Below are 18,214 nucleotides of genomic sequence, written 5' to 3'. Positions count from 1 at the left end.
TGTTCGTGCCCCTTGATCGTTGTCCCCGTGCGTGGGTCGTCAGTGCCCGGCTTCGTTCCAGGTCCGGCCCACGCCGACTTGGACATCGAGCGGAACGGAGAGCTCGGCCGCAGCGCCCATGCGGCTCACGACGACGTCCCGCACCGCGCTCTCCTCGCCCGGCGCGACCTCGACCACGAGCTCGTCGTGGATCTGCAGGAGAAGGCGCGAGCCGAGCTCCCGCTCGCGGAGCTCTTCCTCGACCCCGAGCATCGCACGCTTGATGATGTCCGCGGCCGAGCCCTGGATCGGCGAGTTGAGCGCAATGCGCTCCGCGAGCTCGCGCCGGGCGCGGTCCGTGCTGTTGAGGTCCGGAAGGTACCGGCGGCGGCCGAAGATCGTCGACGTGTAGCCGTCCTTGCGCGCCACCTCGACGACGCCGCGGAGGTAGTCGCGGACCCCGCCGAAGCGGTCGAAGTAGTCCTTCATGAGCGTCCGCGCCTCGTCGACGGAGATCTCGAGCTGCTTCGAGAGCCCGAACGACGTAAGCCCGTACGCGAGGCCGTAGGACATCGCCTTGACCTTCGAACGCATCTCGGACGTCACGTCCGCGGGCTCGACGTGGAAGATCCGCGCGCCGACAAAGCGGTGGAGGTCCTCCCCCGCGCGGTACGCCTGGATGAGGCCCTCGTCGTTCGAGAGGTGCGCCATGATGCGCATCTCGATCTGCGAATAGTCGGCCGAGAGGAGCGACTCGTAGCCCTCACCCACCACGAAGACGTCTCGGACCCGGCGCCCCTCCTCGGAGCGGATCGGGATGTTCTGCAGGTTGGGGTTGTTGGAGGACAGGCGCCCGGTCGCGGCGATGTTCTGGGCGTAGGTCGTGTGGATGCGCGAATCGGCGGTGACCGACTTCTTGAGCGTCTCGACCATCTGCCGAAGCTTGCTCGACTCGCGGTGCGCCATGAGGCCCTCGAGGAACGGGTGCCCGGTCTTGTCGAGGAGGTCCTTGAGCGACGCGGCGTCGGTCGTGTAGCCCGTCTTGATCTTCTTCGTCCTCGGCAGCTCGAGCTCCTCGAAGAGGACCATCTGGAGCTGCTTCGGCGAGCCGAGGTTCACCTCGTGGCCGATCGCCGCGTACGCCTTCGCCGCGGCTTCCTCGCTCGCGCGGCCCAGATCGTCCATGAGCGCGACGATCTGCTCGGTGGAGACCGCGATTCCGGCCCATTCCATGTCCAGGAGGACGCGGGCGAGCGGGAGCTCCATGTCGGCGAGGAGCGCTGTCGCCCCCACCTCGACGAGGCGCGGCGTGAAGTCGACGTTGAGCGCGCGGATGACGGCGGCCTCCCGCACGAGCGCGCGGGCAGCCTCGCCGTCCTCCTCGAACGAGAGTGCGAGCTGCCCGGCGGCAGGCGCCGCGCCGAGCTGGATGTCGAGATGGTGCTGGGCGAGGTCCGCGAGGGCGTAGCTGCGGCGGTCCGGCTCGATGAGGTAGCCGGAGATCGAGACGTCGTCGACGACGCCCGCCAGCTCGGCGCCGACCGCACGCAGTGCCTTGGCCGCCTCCTTGTACCCGTGGAACGCCTTCGGAACCGAAGGGTCCTCGAGCCACGCGGAGAGGGCGGGCGGGAAGGCACCGTCGAGCGGCACGTAAAGCGCCGAACCGTGCGCAGCGAGGGCGACGGCGGTGGCCTCCTCGCGCTGACCCGCCGGCTCGGCACGGACCGCCACGGCGATCGGCGCGCCCTGGGCAGCGTCGCCGAGGCTCGCGAGAGCATCGGCGAGCTCGTCCGGGGACGGCAGCGTCGGCTCCGGCACCTCGAAGACGTCCTCGCTCGACGCCTCGGGCGCCGTCTCGAAGATCTCGTAGACGCGCGTGCGCAGCGTCCGGAACTCGAGCTCGTCGAACAGCGCCTCGATCGCCGCGGTGTCCGGCTTCGGGTCCGCGAGCGCGGCGAGCTGGACGGGGAGGTCCAGATCGGTGATGAGCCGGTTGAGGCGTCGGTTCCGTTCGACGGACTCGATGTTCTCCCGGAGGCTCTCGCCGGCCTTGCCTTTGATCTCGGCCGCATGCGCGAGGACGCCCTCGAGCCCGTCGTACTGGGCGATCCACTTCGCCGCCGTCTTGGGCCCAACGCCGGGCACGCCCGGCAGATTGTCGGCGGACTCGCCGACGAGCGCCGCGAGGTCCGGGTAGCGGGCCGGCGGCACAAAGTACTTCTCCTCGATCGCGGCGGCGTCCATCCGCGGAATGTCGCTCACGCCCTTGCGCGGGTAGAGCACCGCGACATGGTCGTTGACGAGCTGGAAGGTATCCCGGTCGCCCGAGACGAGCAGGACCTCCATGCCGTTCGAGGCTCCCTGTGCCGCGAGCGTCGCGAGGATGTCGTCCGCCTCGTAGCCGGGCAGCTCGAGGGTCTGGATCCCGAGGGCCTCCATGACCCGCTTGATGATGTCGATCTGGCCACGGAACTCGGCGGGGGTCTCGTTGCGGCCGCCCTTGTACTCGCTGTACTCGGCCTTGCGATGTGTCGTCTCGTCGCTCACGTCGAACGCGACCGCGATGTGGGTGGGCTTCTGGTCCCGCACGAGGTTGATGAGCATCGAGGTGAAGCCGTGCACCGCGTTGGTGTGCTGACCCTCGGCGTTGCGGAAGCTCTCGGCCGGCAGCGCGAAGAACGCGCGGAACGCCATGGAGTGCCCGTCGAGGACGAGGAGGCGGCCGGCCCCTCCGAGAGGATCGACGACGGCGGGTTCGGCTTTGCTCGTTTGACTCACGGGTGCCAGCCTAGTGGGCATGGACGGGAATGACACTCGAGCCGAGCGCCTCGCGGGCGTGCCCGGCGACTACGCTCAGGAGATCGCTTCGGCGCACGTTCCCGAGCATCTTCGCGACTGGCTCGCGGACGTGGGCGTGGGGGCTCTTGTCGCGAAGCTCGGCATCGTGTTCGAGGAGCTGAGCGCCGAGCGTTCTGTCGCGACGATGCCGGTCTCGGGCAACACCCAGGTGGTGGGCCTTCTCCACGGCGGGGCGAGCGCCGCGCTCGCCGAGACACTGGGGTCCTTCGCTGCGACGCTCCACGCCGGTCCGGGCCGGATCGCGGTCGGGGTAGACCTCAACGCTACCCATCACCGTGGGGCGTCGGAGGGGATCGTGCGAGGGGTGTGCACGGCCATCCAGCTGGGCAGGACCATGACGTCCCACGAGATCGTGATCTCGGACGCCGCCGGCCGGCGCGTGTGCACCGCGAGGATCACGAATCTCCTCCGCGACGCCCCCGTGTCCAGGCCCCGCCCGGAATCTGCGGGGGCGTAGCCCGGCGTCAGGCGTCGGGCTTCAGGCTTCAGGCTTCAGGCTTCAGGCTTCAGGCGTCAGCCGTCAGCCGTCAGCCAGACGGTAGTCGAGCTCGACGGTCCCGTCCCGCTGCTCGAGTCCCACGAGCCTGAAGCTGCGCGCCTCGGGCAGCGGCTGCGCACCGAAGAGCGGAACGCCGCCCCCGAGAACCTCGGGCACGAACGTGACGACGATCCGGTCGACGAGCCCGGCTGCCAGGAACTGGCCTGCGAGGTCGCCGCCGCCCACGATGTAGACGTCTCGGCCCCCCGCGGCGAGCCGCAGCTCGTCCGCGAACTCAGCCACGTCTCCGCGCACGATGACGACGTCCGCGCCGTCGTCCGCTGACAGCTCGTGGTGGCTGAACACCCAGCACGGCACCCTGTACGACCACTCGCCCGGATGGTGCTCGCGGATCCACTGGTAGGTCTCGCCGCCCATCACGACGCAGCCCACGCCTTCCTCGAACGAGCGGTACGACTCCCCCAGCCCCTCGACATTGTCGAACTTGTCGAGCCAGGCCAGGTTGCCGCCCTCCTGCGCGATGAAGCCGTCCACGCTGCTTCCCACGTAGTACACGAAGTCAGCCATGGGCCCCAGCGTAGCCCGGAGGGCACGAGCGTGGTGAGGGATTCCGCCGCATTGAGCGCGGGAGGACTACCGGGACACCAGATGCCTGGAAATCTCGGCGGCAGAGTCCAGCAAGTCGACAGTGCCCGCGGCGACTCCAACGACGAGGTCGAAGCCTTCATCCGTGGTGAAGCCATGCCGGTAACCGTTGATCCACAGGAGCAGCGCCATGAGCGTCCACGCCGTCCGTTTGTTGCCATCAATGAGTGGATGGAACCGGGCGACCGACTCCAACAAGGCTGCCGCCTTCACCGCCAGTTCCGGATAGGCTTCCACGCCCATGACACTCGTAGCCGGTCTGGCCAACGCCGAGGCCAACAACCCGACATCACGGATATGGAAGCCGTACCGATCAACTACCTGAAGTGCATCCTCAATGTCCAGGTACGCTGTCACGCGTCCTCGAGGCGCTTCAGCAAATCAGCGTCATGGCCTATAACAAAATCAAGGCCCTGGCTGATTTCGCGCCGGCGCGCGTGGCGCTTCAGAACCAACTCTGCGCCCTGCAAGAGAAGCGCGGACTTGGACGTGTGTTCTTCGGCAGCCAACTTTTCCAGCCGCCGATCGAGGTCTTCAGGGACACGGAGATTCATAGCCACGTCATGATGGTACCAAAACGGTACCTGCCGTTGACTGGACTGCACGACGAGGGAAAGCACTGTGCCCGAGGTGGGACTCGAACCCACACACCTTTCGATACCGCATTTTGAGTGCGGCGCGTCTGCCGATTCCGCCACTCGGGCCTTCCACGGCGCCCAACGCGCCGCTCCGTGCGCCATAACTCTACAGGCCGTCCGCGCCTTCCTCCTACCGCCCCTACCGCCCCGGCCGCGTCCGCGAGCGGGAAAAGGCTCGCCACCGGTAGGATCGTCCTAGTTCCACCCTGAACCTGCAGCAAGGAGCCCGAGTGTCCGAGAAGACGTCGGAGAAGACCGCCAAGCCCACGCCCGCCCCCAGCGCCGCCCCGAAAGCGGAGAAGGCTTCCTCCTCACGCCGCGTGATCGTGGCCGAGGACGAGACGCTCATCCGTCTCGACATCATCGAGATCCTCCGCGGAGAGGGCTACGACGTGGTGGGCGAGGCCGACAACGGCGAGAAGGCCGTCGAGCTCGCGGAAGAACTGCGCCCCGACCTCGTGCTGATGGACGTGAAGATGCCGGTCATGGACGGCATCACCGCGGCGGAGAAGATCGTCAAGGCCCGCATCGCGCCGGTCGTGCTCCTCACGGCATTCAGCCAGAAGGAGCTCGTGGAGCGCGCCCGCGACGCCGGCGCGATGGCCTACGTCGTGAAGCCGTTCACGCCGAACGACCTGATCCCGGCCATCGAGATCGCCCTCTCCCGCCACGAGGAGATCAAGGCCCTCGAGGCAGAGGTGAGCGATCTGCAGGAGCAGTTCGCCACCCGCAAGCTCGTCGAGCGCGCCAAGAGCCTTCTCATGACCAAGATGGGCCTCACGGAGCCGGAGGCGTTCCGCTGGATCCAGAAGACGTCCATGGACCGTCGCCTGAGCATGCGCGAGGTCGCCGAGACGATCATCAACCAGGTCAGCTGACGCGCGCTCGCCGCGCGCCGTCGTCGGACGACGGCGCGCGGCGGCACAGCGGGCCAGCCGTGGACGGCCAGCAGCAGAACACCAGCTGCACAGCGGCTGTCTCAGACGCCGAGAGGCGGCACCCACCGGGTGCCGCCTCTCGTGTTCCTGCCAGCGGTCGATCAGATCTTCGGGCGCCGCGGCTCGGTCGAGGCAGGCCACGGGCCGACCTGCTCGCGGGCCGGCTTCACAGCGCCGTCCACGAGCTGTCCGGCGTCCGCAAGGTCGCCGACCTTGTGCACGCGCAGCGCGTTCGTCGAGCCGGCGACCCCGGGGGGCGAACCGGCCGCGACCACCACGATGTCATTCGGCTCGGCGAGGCCCGCGCGCAGCAGGTAGTCGTCCACCTGGGCGATCATCTGATCGGTGTGCTCCGCGAACTCGACCATGCGCGGCTGGATGCCCCAGCACAGGCTCAGGATGTTGAGCGTCGACGTGAGGGGCGTGAACGCGAAGATGGGCTTCTGCGGGCGCAGACGGCTCAGGCGGCGCGCTGAATCGCCGGACTGCGTGAACGTGCAGATGTACTTCGCGTCGAGCTGGTCCGCGATCGTCACCGCGGCACGGGTGATCGCGCCGCCGCGGGTCTTCGGCTGCGAGCCGAGCGCGGGCACGCGCTCGAGGCCGTGCTCCTCGGTGGACTCGATGATCTTCGCCATCGTGCGCACCGTCTCGATCGGGTAGGCGCCCACGCTCGTCTCGCCCGAGAGCATGACCGCGTCCGCGCCGTCGAGCACGGCGTTCGCGCAGTCCGACGCCTCAGCGCGCGTGGGGCGCGGGTTCTCGATCATCGACTCGAGGACCTGGGTGGCCACGATGACCGGCTTGGCCCAGCGGCGGGCCAGTTCGATGGCGCGCTTCTGGACGAGCGGCACCTCCTCGAGCGGCAGCTCGACGCCGAGGTCGCCGCGGGCCACCATGATCGCGTCGAACGCGTCGATGATCTCGTGGAGCTGCTCCACGGCCTGCGGCTTCTCGATCTTGGCGATGACGGGGACCTTGCGGCCCTCCTCCTCCATGATCTCGTGGACGCGCTCGATGTCCTTCGCGTCCCGCACGAACGAGAGGGCGACGTAGTCGACACCGCGCTTGAGAGCCCAGCGGAGGTCCGTCTCGTCCTTCTCGCTCAGCGCGGGGACGTTGACCGCGACGCCGGGCAGGTTGATGCCCTTGTTGTTGGACACCATGCCGCCCACGACGACCTCGGTGACCACCTTGACGTCGTCGACCGCGGTCGCGCGCAGGGCGACCTTGCCGTCGTCGATGAGGAGCGAGTCACCGGGCGCGACGTCCTCGGTCAGGCTCTTGAGCGTCGTCGAGCAGATGTCCTTCGTGCCGGGGACGTCCTCGGTGGTGATCGTGAAGACGTCGCCGGGGGCCAGCTCGTAGGGGCCGTCCACGAAGCGGCCAAGGCGGATCTTGGGGCCCTGGAGATCGGCCATGATGCCGACGGCCTTGTGGAGTTCCGCGGACGCCTTCCGCACATTCTCGTACGTGGCATCGTGCACGGAGTGGTCGCCGTGGCTCATGTTCAGTCGGGCTACGTCGACACCGGCTTCGATGACTGCGAGGGTCTTCTCGTAGCTCGAGATGGCCGGGCCGAACGTGGCAACGATTTTCGCTCGTCTCATATACCTCACCCTAGGGGTTGTGTAGGGAACGTGGATGTCTGGGGGATGAACTTAGCGGTCCGTTCGTGGTGGGAACGGCCCCGCCCACAACGCGCAGGGCCCCCGAGGGGACCCTGCGCGCGAGTATCAGAGGACCGAAATGGCTCGGTCGGTCGGAGCCACCGGCGCCGGGAGGATGGTGCTCCCCATGAGGAACCGATCAACCTCGGCCGCGCACGCGCGTCCCTCGGCGATGGCCCACACGATGAGGGACTGGCCCCGACCGGCGTCGCCCGCGACGAACACGCCTGGCGTCTCCGTCATGTACGCGGAGTCCCGCGCAACGTTGCCCCGCGCGTCGAACGGCGCGCTGATCTGCGCGGGAAGCCCGGACTCCTCCGGCCCCGTGAAGCCTAGGGAGAGCAGGACGAGGTCCGCCGGGATGACCCGCTCGGTGCCGGCCTTTGGGATGCGCTTGCCGTCCACGTACTCCGTCTCGGCGACCTTGAGCCCCGTGACGCGCCCGTCCTGGCCCATGTACTCGACCGTCGAGGCGAGGTAGGTCCGCTCGCCGCCCTCCTCGTGGGCGCTCGCAACCTCGAAGAGCGTCGGGAACATGGGCCACGGCTGATGGCCCGGGCGCTCGGCCGGCGGCTGCTTGCCGATGGCGAGCGTCGTGACCGAGGCGGCCTGCTGGCGGTGCGCCGTGCCGAGGCAGTCGGCTCCCGTGTCGCCACCGCCCAGGATGACGACGTGCTTGCCGCGAGCGTCGATCTGGTTCTCGACGGCGTCTCCGGCCACGACGCGGTTCGACTGGACGAGGTACTCCATGGCGAAGTGCACGCCGTCGAGGTCCCGCCCGGGGATCGCGAGGTCGCGCGCCAGGGTAGCGCCCGTGGCGACGACGACGGCGTCGTAGCGGCGGCGCAGCTGGTCCCAGCTCACGTCGCGGCCCACCTCGACACCCGAGCGGAACCGGGTGCCCTCGGCCTTCATCTGCTCGAGGCGCCGGTCGAGGACGTCCTTCTCCATCTTGAAGTCCGGGATGCCATAGCGCAGCAGGCCGCCGATGCGGTCATCGCGCTCGTAGACGGCCACCGTGTGGCCGACGCGCGTGAGCTGCTGGGCAGCGGCGAGCCCGGCCGGGCCCGAACCGACGATCGCGACCGTCTTGCCCGTGAGGCGCGCGGGCGGGAGGGGCTCGACGTAGCCGCCCTCGAACGCCTGCTCGGCGATCGAGACCTCGATCTGCTTGATCGTCACGGCCGGCTGGTTGATGCCGAGCACGCACGCCGTCTCGCACGGGGCGGGGCAGAGCCGGCCCGTGAACTCGGGGAAGTTGTTGGTCGCGTGCAGTCGCTCGCTCGCGTCCTGTTCCTTGCCTCGCCACGTGAGGTCGTTCCACTCAGGGATGAGGTTCCCGAGCGGGCAGCCGTGGTGGCAGAACGGGATGCCGCAGTCCATGCAGCGGCTCGCCTGGCGCTTGAGGACGCCGTTCTCCTGCGCCTCGTAGACCTCTTTCCAGTCCATGATGCGCACGGGCACGGGTCGGCGCGGCTGCGTCTCACGCTGCCGAACCTTCAGGAATCCGCGTGGATCAGCCACCGGTCACCTCCAGGATGCGAGACCAAACTTCTTCCCCGTCCGGGTCGAGGCCCTCCTCGAGGGCCGCCAGGCGGGTCTGCTGCACCGCCGCGTAGTCGCGGGGCAGCACCTTCGTCATGCGGGCTGCGGTGTCGTCGAAGTTGTCGAGGAGCCGCTGCGCGAGCTGCGAGCCCGTCTCCTCCGCGTGCTTCGCGATGAGGTTGCGCACAATGTCGCGGTCCTCGTCGTCGAGCTCGAGGAGCGTGAGCTCGCCGGAGTTGAGGGACTGCGTATTGACCTTGGCAGCATCGAGGTCGAGCACGAACGCCGTGCCGCCGGACATGCCCGCGCCGAAATTCCGTCCCGTGCGTCCGAGGATCACGGCCTGGCCGCCCGTCATGTACTCGCAGCCATGGTCGCCGATACCCTCGACGACCGCGGTCGCGCCGGAGTTCCGGACCAGGAAGCGCTCGCCCACGATGCCGCGCAGGAACACCTCGCCGCTCGTGGCGCCGTAGCCGATCACGTTGCCCGCGATCACGTTGTCTTCCGCAGGGAAGACGTTCGTGCGGTCGGGCCGGACGATCACGCGGCCGCCGGAGAGGCCCTTGGCCACGTAGTCGTTCGAGTCGCCGAACAAGCGGAGCGTCACGCCCGCAGGCAGGAACGCCCCAAGCGACTGGCCGGCGGTGCCGGTGAGCGTCACGTCGATCGTGTCGGTCGCGAGGTAGTCGGTGCCGAACGTGCGGGTCACCTCGTGGCCGAGCATCGTGCCGACCGAGCGGTCTGTGTTGACCACGGGCAGGCTGATCTTGACCGGGTTGCGGTCCGTGAGCGCCTCGCGCGCCATCTCGATGAGCTGCACGTCGAAGTGCTTGTCAAGCTCGTGGTTCTGCCCCGTGAGGTTGCGCAGCGGCGCGTCCTCGTCGAAGTCGAGACCCGCGAGGATCGGCGAGAGGTCCAGGCCCTCCGCCTTCCAGTGCTCGATCGCGTCACGCGTGTCGAGGAACTCCGAGCGGCCGATCGCCTCCTCGAGCGAGCGGAACCCGAGCGCCGCAAGGGTCTCGCGGATCTCTTCCGCGACGAACTCGAAGAAGTTGACCACGAACTCGGGCTTGCCGCTGAAGCGCGCCCGGAGCTCGGGATTCTGCGTCGCGACGCCGACCGGGCACGTGTCGAGGTGGCACACGCGCATCATGATGCAGCCGGAGACCACGAGCGGGGCGGTCGCGAACCCGTACTCCTCGGCGCCGAGCAGCGCGGCCACGACGACGTCGCGGCCCGTCTTGAGCTGCCCGTCCACCTGGACCACCACACGGTCGCGCAGCCCGTTGAGCATGAGCGTCTGCTGGGTCTCGGCGAGCCCGAGCTCCCAGGGGACGCCCGCGTGCTTGAGCGAGTTGAGCGGCGAGGCGCCGGTCCCGCCGTCGTGCCCCGAGACGAGGACGACGTCGGCCTTCGCCTTGGTGACGCCGGCGGCGACTGTGCCGATGCCCACCTCAGAGACGAGCTTGACGTGGACGCGCGCGCTCGGGTTGGACCGCTTGCAGTCGTAGATGAGCTGCGCGAGGTCCTCGATCGAGTAGATGTCGTGGTGCGGCGGCGGCGAGATGAGCGTGACGCCCGGCGTCGAGTGACGTGTCCGGGCCACCCACGGGTACACCTTCTGCGCCATGAGCTGGCCGCCCTCGCCGGGCTTGGCGCCCTGCGCCATCTTGATCTGGATGTCTGTGGCGTTCGTGAGGTACAGGCTCGTCACGCCGAAGCGGCCCGAGGCGACCTGCTTAATTGCCGAGCGCCGCTCGGGATCCAGGAGCCGGTCCACGTCCTCGCCGCCCTCGCCCGTGTTCGAGCGCCCGCCGAGGCGGTTCATGGCGATCGCGAGCGTCTCGTGGGCCTCCTTCGAGATCGAGCCGTAGCTCATGGCACCGGTCGAGAAGCGCTTGACGATGCTCGAGACAGGCTCGACCTCATCGATCGGGATGGCCGGGCGCAGGCCTTCGCGGAACTTGAGGAGGCCGCGCAGGGTCATGAGGTTCTTCGACTGGTCGTCGATGCCCTCCGCGTACGCCTTGAAGACGTCGTAGCGGCGCTCGCGCGTGGCGTGCTGGAGGCGGAAGACCGTCTCCGGGTTGAACAGGTGTGGCTCGCCGTCGCGGCGCCACTGGTACTCGCCCCCGTTGAGGAGCGGGCGATGCGGCTGCTCGATGCCGGACGCCGGGTACGCCATCTCGTGCCGCGCGGCGACCTCCGCCGCGATGACGTCGAGGCCCACGCCGCCGAGCTGGCTGTGTGTGCCCGCGAAGAATTCGTCGACGAGGTCCTGGGACAGGCCGAGCGCCTCGAACGTCTGCGCGCCGCAGTACGACGCGACGGTCGAGATGCCCATCTTGGACATGATCTTGAGGACGCCCTTGCCGAGGCCCTTGATGAGGTTGTAGACGCCGTCCTCGGGCGAGACGCCGGGAAGCTCGCCGGAACGGATGAGCTCCTCGACCGACTCCATCGCGAGGTACGGGTTGACCGCCGACGCGCCATAGCCGAGGAGCACCGCCATGTGGTGGACCTCGCGTACATCGCCGGCCTCGACGATGAGTGCGGTCTTGGTCCGGTTCGCGCTGCGGAGGAGGTGGTGGTGGACGGCCGAGACGAGCAGGAGCGACGGGATCGGGGCCCACTGCGCGTTCGAGTCGCGGTCGGACAGCACGACGTACTGGACGCCGCGATTGATCGCCCCGGAGACCTGCTCGCAGATCTCCGTGAGCCGCGACCGCAGCGCGGCCTCGCCGCCCTCGGGACGGTAGAGACCGCGGACCTTGACGGCGATCCGGTCGCCCTGGTCGTTCTCGATGTTCGAGATCTTCGCGAGCTGATCGTTGTTGATGACCGGGAAGGTCAGGACGACCTGCTTCTCCTTGACCTGACCCATGCGCAGGAGATTGCCGTTCGGGCCGATCGCGCCGTTGAGGCTCGTCACGAGCTCCTCGCGGATCGCGTCGAGCGGCGGGTTCGTCACCTGGGCGAACGACTGCACGAAGTAGTCGAAGAGCAGGCGCGGCCGCTTGGACAGGACCGCGACCGGCGTATCGGAGCCCATCGCCCCGATCGGCTCGGCGCCCGTGCGGGCCATCGGCCCCACGAGCACGCGGAGCTCCTCCTGCGTGTAGCCGAACGTACGCTGGCGGACATTGACCGACTGCGGCGTGTGGATGACGTGCTCGCGCTCCGGAAGGTCCTTGAGCCGGATGACGTTCTGGTCGAGCCACTCCTGCCACGGGTTGGCCCCCGCGACCTCGGCCTTGACCTCGGCGTCTTCGATGATGCGCCCGGCCTCGGTGTCCACGACGAACATCTTGCCGGGGGCCACGCGGCCCTTCTTGACGACCTTCGCCGGCTCGATGTCGACGACGCCGACCTCGGAGGCGAAGACCACGAGGCCGTCCTCCGTGACCCAGTAGCGGCAGGGGCGCAGCCCATTCCGGTCGAGCGTCGCGCCGACGAGGGTTCCGTCCGTGAACGACACGGCCGCGGGGCCGTCCCACGGCTCCATGAGCAGGGAGTGGTACTCGTAGAACGCGCGGCGCGCGGGATCCATGGTCGCGTGGTTCTCCCACGCCTCCGGGATCATCATCATGATGGCGTGCGTGATCGGGCGGCCAGAGAGCCACAGGAGCTCGGCAACCTCGTCGAACGACGCCGAGTCGGACGCCCCGGGCGTGCAGATCGGGAACAGCTCCTCGGGCACGTCCCCCAGGAGCGGGCTCGCGAGCTGGGACTGGCGCGCGCGCATCCAGTTGCGGTTGCCCTTGACCGTGTTGATCTCGCCGTTGTGCGCGATCGTGCGGAACGGCTGCGCGAGCGGCCACGAGGGGAACGTGTTCGTCGAGAAGCGCGAGTGGACGATCGCCAGCTTCGTGGTGAACCGCTCGTCCGAGAGGTCCGGGTAGAACGGCTCGAGCTGGGCCGTGGTCAGCATGCCCTTGTACACGATGGTGCGCGAGGAGAGCGACGGGAAGTAGACGCCGTGCTTGTTCTGCGCGCGCTTGCGGATGCGCCAGGCCCGCGCGTCGAGGTCGTCGCGGTCCAGCAGCTCACCCGTGGCGCTCCCGAAGAACGGCTGCGCGAAGCGCGGCATGCAGGCGCGCGCCATCGCACCGACGAGCTCCGCGACGATCGGGACCTCGCGCCAGCCGAGCACTGTGAGGCCCTCGGCCTCGGCCAGAGCCTCGATGCCCGCGCGGGCCGCGGTGTCCTCACGGTCCTCCGAGGGAAGGAAGGCGATGCCGACCGCGTACTGTCCGAGCGCGGGAAGCTCGAAGTCTACCGCCGCGCGGAAGAAGTCGTCCGGGATCTGCAGGAGGATGCCTGCGCCGTCTCCCGTTCCCTCGTCGGCGCCGACGGCGCCGCGGTGCTCGAGAGCGCGAAGGGCATGGAGGGCGGCGTCGACGATGTCATGCCCGCCCTCGCCACGGAGCGTCGCGACGATCGCGAGACCGCACGCGTCCTTCTCCTGATCCGCACGGTAGAGACCGGCCGAAGGAGGAAGGGCCGAGAACCGTTCGAACGGCGAGACGACCCCTCCTGACCTGAGTTCGACGGCTGTGCCGTGTGTCGGGTGAGTCATGACGGAACGTCCTTCCTCCTGATCGATGAGCGACAGGGGACAACGTTGGCCCCGCGTTGCTGGCCACGGCGGACCGAGCACGGCGCTGATTACTGGAAATTGTAGGGTGGGTGCCGCGCCGTCGAACAGCGTCGGGCAACCAACCCCACGTGCGGCCGGCGGCACTGGGCTCGGGCGACCTGTGATCCACGCCTTTGTGGAGCGAGCAACGCGTGGGCGGTGGCCCTGTGCGTTGGCGAGGCAGGCCGGAGCCCTACTTGCCGTCGTCCTCCGCTGAAGTCAGCGCGTCCTGAGATGCGGGACGCGGCTCATCGAGGGCGGCTCGGTGTGTCGCAACCTTACCACGGTCGCCGTATGCCGAGACGGAAGAGTCCGGATGCTGGATAGGCGCCGTTTCGCTCTGTGACACCGCGCCGTCGCTGTGTGACACCGCGCCGTCGTCGTCCGCTTCTGCCGCGCCCTCGGGCGGTTCGGTCGCCCCTTCCCCGGCCTCGGTCGTCGGGGCCGCGGGATCGCGCCCGGGAAGCCACACCGTGTCCACTTCGCGCCCGCGGACGGCGCTCAGCGCCAAGAACACGACGAGCGCGAGGACCAAGACGAAGATGCTCGTCCAGACATTGAGACGCGCGGTCACGCCGAAGAGCGTGACCTGCTCGGCGGGGTCGATCCGCAGGGCCTCGATCCACACCCGGCCGAGAGTGTAGAACCCGGCGTAGATCCAGAACAGGCGGCCGCCGCGGAAGCGCAGGCGGCGGTCGAGGGCGAGCAAGAGGAGGACGCCGACCATGTCCCACACCGACTCGTAGAGGAACGTCGGGTGGAAGAGCGTTTCGGCGGGGAAGCCGGCGGGAAAGTTCGGGCTCAACGGGTCGACCTGAAGGCCCCATGGAAGGTTCGTCGGGCCGCCGAACAGCTCCTGGTTGAAGTAGTTGCCCCAGCGGCCGATCGCCTGCGCCAGCAGGAGGCCGGGAGCGGCCGCGTCCATGAACGCGGTGAGCCTCACGCCCGCTCGCCGGCAGCCGATCCAGGCACCGAGGGCGCCCAGCGCCACCGCGCCCCAGATGCCGAGGCCGCCCTCCCAGATCCGGGGAATGGCCCAAAGGTCGCCGGTCCCGTTGTAGCCCGGGCCGAAGTAGCGGTCGGGCGACGAGAAGACGTGGTACAGGCGCCCGCCGATGATTCCGGCGGGAATGGCCCAGATGGCGATGTCCCAGACGGCGTCGCCCGGGCCGCCGCGAGCCTTCCATCTGCTCATCGTGAGCCACAGCGCGACGATGATGCCCAGCAGGATGCACAACGCGTAGGCGTGGATCCTGAGGGAGCCCCACGGGAGCGGGATGTCGAAGCCCGACCACGCGGGCGCCGGAAGCGCCCCCGGAAGGAGCGCCGGCGCCCCGTGCAGGGCCATGGTCATGCCGGGTGCCCCTCGCGGGCGAGCCCGCCGCTCAGCGCGGCGGCGAGACGTCCGACGGCGGCCGGTCCCCCATCGCGGAGGGCGCTCACGATCGCGGTGCCCACAATCACGCCGTCGGCGTAGGCGGCGATCTCGCGGACGTGCTCGGCATTCGACACGCCGAGCCCCACGCACACGCGCTCCGCGCCCGCCTCGCGGGCCCCCGCGACGACGCGCTGGGCGCTCTCGTCGACGGCCGCGCGCGCGCCGGTGACGCCCATGAGTGAGACGGCATAGGTGAAGCCCCGCGTGGCGTCGACGGTCATGGCCATGCGCTCCGGCGTGGTCGAGGGGGCCACGAGGAACACGCGGTCCAGGCCGTAGCGGTCCGAGGCCTCGAACCACTCCGACGCCTCGTCCGGGATGAGGTCCGGGGTGATGAGTCCCGCTCCCCCGGCCCTCGCGAGCCTGCGGGCGAATTCGTCGACGCCCATCCGCATGACGGGGTTCCAGTAGGTCATCACGAGCACCGCGGCGTCGGTCGCATCCGTGACCGCCTTGACGACGTCGAACACGCTCGCCACCCGGAAGCCGCTCGCGAGGGCCTCCGTCGTGGCCGCCTGGATGACGCTTCCGTCCATGACCGGATCGGAATACGGGATGCCGATCTCGATGATGTCCGCGCCGTTGTGGGCCAGCTCGATCGCGGCGTCGATGCTCTCCTGGACGCTCGGGAAGCCCGCGGGGAGGTAGCCCACGAGAGCCGCCCGGCCCTCGGCCTTCGCACGGTCGATCGCGGCAGCACTCTTGCTCGCGTGCCCCTCAACCGTGCCTTCCGCGGCCTGCTCCATCGCGCTCATGCGTTCTCCTCGCCCTCGTCACCGTTGGGAGCGAAGCCCTTCGGCCGCCTCGTGGACAGCGTCGTGCCCCTGACCTGCCCGTTCTCGTCGAGCATGCCGAACCAGTCGGCCGCCGTCTGGACGTCCTTGTCGCCGCGCCCCGAGAGGTTCACGATGATGATCTTCTCGGACGCGTCGCCCTCCTCCGCGAGCCGCTTCCCGACCTTGATCGCGCCGGCCAGGGCGTGCGAGGACTCGATCGCGGGGATGATGCCCTCAGTGCGGCACAGGACGCTGAACGCGTCCATGGCCTCGGAGTCCGTGATGGGCTCGTACGTGACCCGACCGATGTCGTGGAGGTAGGAGTGCTCCGGCCCGACGCCCGGGTAGTCGAGGCCCGCCGAGATCGAGTGGGACTCGACCGTCTGGCCGTCCTCGTCCTGCATGAGGTAGGAGCGGGCACCGTGCAGCACGCCCGGCCGCCCGAGGGTGATCGTCGCGGCGTGGTGGCCCGTCTCGACCCCGCTGCCGCCCGCCTCGAAGCCGAACAGCTCGACGTCCGGATCGTCGAGGAAGCCATGGAAGATGCCGATCGCGTTCGAACCGCCGCCGATGCACGCGCACACGGCATCTGGCAGCCGTCCCGTCTGCTCGAGGATCTGCGAGCGAGCCTCGTCCCCGATGACCTCGTGGAAGAAGCGGACCATGGCCGGGAACGGGTGCGCGCCGGCCGCCGTCCCGAGCAGGTAGTGGGTGGTCTGGACGTTCGCGACCCAGTCCCGGAGCGCGTCGTTGATCGCGTCCTTGAGCGTCTGCGAGCCGTTCGTCACCGGGACCACAGTCGCGCCGAGCAGCTGCATGCGGGCGACGTTGAGCGCCTGGCGGCGACAGTCCTCGGCCCCCATGTACACGACGCACTCGAGACCGAGGAACGCGGCGGCCGTGGCGCTCGCGACGCCATGCTGCCCCGCGCCCGTCTCGGCGATGATCCGGGTCTTGCCCATGCGCTTGGCGAGCAGGGCCTGCCCGAGCACGTTGTTGATCTTGTGCGAGCCCGTGTGGTTGAGGTCCTCGCGCTTGAGGAACACGCGGGCGCCGCCTGCGTGCTGCGAGAAGCGCTTCGCCTCGGTGAGGAGCGAGGGGCGCCCGGAGTAGTTCCGGTTGAGCTCCGCGATCTCGGCGACGAACTCGGGATCCTGCTTCGCCTTCTCGAACGTCTCCTCAAGTTCGTCGAGCGCCGCGATCAGGGATTCAGGCATCCAGCGGCCGCCGTAGGCGCCGAAGTACGGGCCCGGCGAGTGGCGGAGGCTTCCCGAGAGGAAGACGTCCGCGGGCTCGGTGCCCGAGCCGTTCGTGTCCGCCGCGCGCGACGTAAAGTCTGCCGCGGCTGCTTCTGGCGCGTTCTCAGCCACCAGTCTCACCGTCCTTCTTGAAGTCTGCTGATCTGGGCGAACCGGGGTCCGGGCGGGGCGCGGCCGGTCTCTAGTGTGCGCCGAGCCGCTCGGCGATGGCCACCGCGCCGCTGCGCTTGAATTCTTCGATCCTCTCGCGCGGGGAGCCGTGCGTCACGAGCGCCTCCCCGACGAGCACTGCGTTGGCGCCCTGGCCCGCATACTCGGCGACATCCTCCGGTCCGCGCACTCCGGACTCGGCGACCACCACGGGGCCGGCCGGGATGCGCCCGGCGAGCCTGCCGAACAGGCTGCGGTCAACGTCGAGCGTCTTGAGGTTCCGGACGTTCACGCCGAGGATCCGGGCGCCTGCGGCAAGCGCCCGGTCGATCTCCTCCTCGGTGTGCGCCTCGACGAGCGCGCTCATGCCGAGTTCGTGGGTCAGCGCGAGGTAGTCGGCCAGCTCGGCGCCATCGAGCGCCGCGACGATGAGCAGCACGAGGTCGGCACCGTGGGCCCGGGCCTCGAAGATCTGGTACTCGTCGACCGTGAAGTCCTTGCGTAGGAGCGGGATCTCCACCGTGGCCCGCACCGCGTCGAAGTCGGCGAGGCTCCCGTTGAAGCGGCGCTGCTCGGTCAGAACGCTGATGACGGAGGCCCCGCCGTCCGCGTACTGTCGGGCGAGCTCTGCGGGATCCGCAATGTCGGCGAGCTGGCCCTTTGACGGGCTGCGCCGTTTGACCTCCGCGATGACTTTGAGCTGGCTGCGCGGATCGTCGGGGCCGCCAAGGGCCGCGAAGGCGTCGTACGCGGCACCCCGGGCCGCTGCGGCCTCGCGGACCGCGGCGAGCGGGAGGGCTCGCCGCCGCTCCTCGAGGTCCTCGCGGACCCCGACAACGATCTCGTCGAGGACCGTGGGCATCAGTGCGTGTTCTTGAGCTTGCTGCCGCCCACGCCGTAGCCCGCGCGTCGCATGACCCAGCCGACCACGAGACCGGCGAGGACGATCACGACGCCGGCCCAGAAGATCGGCGCGTTGGCGATGACGAACGCGATGCTTGAGACGAGCGCGCCGAGGAGCATGACGAACACGCACGTCCAGGCGGCCGGGCTGTTCCCATGGCCGAGGTCCTCGCCGTGGAGGACTTCCTTCGTGCTGCTCTGGGAACCGCTCGCGTTGCTCATTTCCTTCTTCTCCTCAGTCAGGGTGTCCAGTGGCCATTCTGCCATCTTCGA

General features: G+C 69.2%; 14 protein-coding genes and 1 tRNA gene. 2 read left to right on the top strand and 13 right to left on the bottom strand.

Annotated elements, in window-relative coordinates:
• Window positions 1-39: 39 nt before the first annotated feature.
• Entirely contained in the window at window positions 40-2,673 is a 2,634-nt protein-coding gene (gene polA / locus E6A26_RS05775) for a DNA polymerase I (protein ID WP_234865114.1), read from the bottom strand.
• Window positions 2,674-2,776: 103 nt separating this feature from the next.
• On the opposite strand from polA, the gene E6A26_RS05770 reads away from it, so the two are divergent.
• Complete coding sequence (locus E6A26_RS05770) at window positions 2,777-3,295, top strand: hotdog fold thioesterase (RefSeq protein ID WP_136610228.1); 519 nt, start codon at window positions 2,777-2,779, stop codon at window positions 3,293-3,295.
• A gap of 63 nt (window positions 3,296-3,358) precedes the next feature.
• On the opposite strand, the gene E6A26_RS05765 is transcribed toward E6A26_RS05770, so the two are convergent.
• The 4 genes from E6A26_RS05765 to E6A26_RS05750 form a co-directional block, all read right to left on the bottom strand.
• Window positions 3,359-3,904 carry a dihydrofolate reductase family protein gene (locus E6A26_RS05765; RefSeq protein WP_136610227.1) on the bottom strand — a complete coding sequence of 182 codons (546 nt, stop codon included), beginning with the start codon at window positions 3,902-3,904 and terminating at the stop codon, window positions 3,359-3,361.
• Window positions 3,905-3,970: 66 nt separating this feature from the next.
• The gene (locus E6A26_RS05760) at window positions 3,971-4,339 is read right to left on the bottom strand and encodes a type II toxin-antitoxin system death-on-curing family toxin (protein ID WP_136610226.1); all 369 of its coding nucleotides are present in this window, start codon (window positions 4,337-4,339) and stop codon (window positions 3,971-3,973) included.
• Window positions 4,336-4,536, bottom strand: coding sequence for a ribbon-helix-helix protein, CopG family (locus tag E6A26_RS05755; RefSeq protein ID WP_136610282.1), 201 nt, complete (start codon window positions 4,534-4,536; stop codon window positions 4,336-4,338). The genes E6A26_RS05760 and E6A26_RS05755 overlap by 4 nt, the downstream gene beginning before the upstream one ends.
• Before the next feature lie 68 nt (window positions 4,537-4,604).
• Window positions 4,605-4,686: transfer RNA gene (locus E6A26_RS05750), tRNA-Leu, on the bottom strand.
• Between the two features lie 254 nt (window positions 4,687-4,940).
• On the opposite strand from E6A26_RS05750, the gene E6A26_RS05745 reads away from it, so the two are divergent.
• A complete protein-coding gene (locus E6A26_RS05745) occupies window positions 4,941-5,498 on the top strand; it encodes an ANTAR domain-containing response regulator (RefSeq protein WP_136610281.1) in 558 nt (185 codons plus the stop codon).
• Window positions 5,499-5,659: 161 nt separating this feature from the next.
• Here the strand turns inward: E6A26_RS05745 and pyk are convergent, their stop codons facing one another.
• The 8 genes from pyk to E6A26_RS05705 all read right to left on the bottom strand — a co-directional run bounded on the left by pyk (window position 5,660) and on the right by E6A26_RS05705 (window position 18,163).
• Window positions 5,660-7,168, bottom strand: a complete 1,509-nt coding sequence (pyk, locus tag E6A26_RS05740) for a pyruvate kinase (protein ID WP_136610225.1) — start codon at window positions 7,166-7,168, stop codon at window positions 5,660-5,662.
• Between the two features lie 126 nt (window positions 7,169-7,294).
• On the bottom strand, window positions 7,295-8,752 hold the full coding sequence (locus E6A26_RS05735) for a glutamate synthase subunit beta (RefSeq protein WP_136610224.1): 1,458 nt from the start codon (window positions 8,750-8,752) through the stop codon (window positions 7,295-7,297).
• Window positions 8,745-13,355 (bottom strand): glutamate synthase large subunit, encoded by a 4,611-nt coding sequence (gene gltB / locus E6A26_RS05730; RefSeq protein ID WP_136610223.1) that lies wholly within the window; start codon window positions 13,353-13,355, stop codon window positions 8,745-8,747. Before gltB ends, E6A26_RS05735 begins: the two co-directional genes overlap by 8 nt.
• 253 nt (window positions 13,356-13,608) lie before the next feature.
• A complete protein-coding gene (lgt, locus tag E6A26_RS05725) occupies window positions 13,609-14,769 on the bottom strand; it encodes a prolipoprotein diacylglyceryl transferase (RefSeq protein ID WP_136610222.1) in 1,161 nt (386 codons plus the stop codon).
• Window positions 14,766-15,608 carry a tryptophan synthase subunit alpha gene (trpA, locus tag E6A26_RS05720; protein ID WP_234865095.1) on the bottom strand — a complete coding sequence of 281 codons (843 nt, stop codon included), beginning with the start codon at window positions 15,606-15,608 and terminating at the stop codon, window positions 14,766-14,768. Before trpA ends, lgt begins: the two co-directional genes overlap by 4 nt.
• Window positions 15,605-16,999 (bottom strand): tryptophan synthase subunit beta, encoded by a 1,395-nt coding sequence (gene trpB, locus E6A26_RS05715; protein WP_136610221.1) that lies wholly within the window; start codon window positions 16,997-16,999, stop codon window positions 15,605-15,607. The genes trpA and trpB overlap by 4 nt, the downstream gene beginning before the upstream one ends.
• Before the next feature lie 70 nt (window positions 17,000-17,069).
• Window positions 17,070-17,900 carry an indole-3-glycerol phosphate synthase TrpC gene (trpC, locus tag E6A26_RS05710; protein ID WP_136610220.1) on the bottom strand — a complete coding sequence of 277 codons (831 nt, stop codon included), beginning with the start codon at window positions 17,898-17,900 and terminating at the stop codon, window positions 17,070-17,072.
• Window positions 17,900-18,163 (bottom strand): HGxxPAAW family protein, encoded by a 264-nt coding sequence (locus E6A26_RS05705; protein ID WP_136610219.1) that lies wholly within the window; start codon window positions 18,161-18,163, stop codon window positions 17,900-17,902. Before E6A26_RS05705 ends, trpC begins: the two co-directional genes overlap by 1 nt.
• Window positions 18,164-18,214: the final 51 nt, after the last annotated feature.

Source organism: Sinomonas albida, assembly GCF_004919045.1.
GTDB lineage: Bacteria > Actinomycetota > Actinomycetes > Actinomycetales > Micrococcaceae > Sinomonas > Sinomonas albida.
The sequence above is the reverse complement of the archived record's forward strand: the minus strand, read 5'-3'. Positions and strand labels throughout refer to the sequence as shown.

Bases quoted from the DNA above. Each gene is read 5' to 3' on its own strand.
- polA (WP_234865114.1), bottom strand. From the start codon at position 2,673: ATGGCGTTCCGCGCGTTCTTCGCGCTGCCGGCCGAGAGCTTCCGCAAC.
- E6A26_RS05770 (WP_136610228.1), top strand. From the start codon at position 2,777: ATGGACGGGAATGACACTCGAGCCGAGCGCCTCGCGGGCGTGCCCGGC.
- E6A26_RS05765 (WP_136610227.1), bottom strand. From the start codon at position 3,904: ATGGCTGACTTCGTGTACTACGTGGGAAGCAGCGTGGACGGCTTCATC.
- E6A26_RS05755 (WP_136610282.1), bottom strand. From the start codon at position 4,536: ATGAATCTCCGTGTCCCTGAAGACCTCGATCGGCGGCTGGAAAAGTTG.
- pyk (WP_136610225.1), bottom strand. From the start codon at position 7,168: ATGAGACGAGCGAAAATCGTTGCCACGTTCGGCCCGGCCATCTCGAGC.
- gltB (WP_136610223.1), bottom strand. From the start codon at position 13,355: ATGACTCACCCGACACACGGCACAGCCGTCGAACTCAGGTCAGGAGGG.
- lgt (WP_136610222.1), bottom strand. From the start codon at position 14,769: ATGACCATGGCCCTGCACGGGGCGCCGGCGCTCCTTCCGGGGGCGCTT.
- trpA (WP_234865095.1), bottom strand. From the start codon at position 15,608: ATGAGCGCGATGGAGCAGGCCGCGGAAGGCACGGTTGAGGGGCACGCG.
- trpC (WP_136610220.1), bottom strand. From the start codon at position 17,900: ATGCCCACGGTCCTCGACGAGATCGTTGTCGGGGTCCGCGAGGACCTC.
- E6A26_RS05705 (WP_136610219.1), bottom strand. From the start codon at position 18,163: ATGAGCAACGCGAGCGGTTCCCAGAGCAGCACGAAGGAAGTCCTCCAC.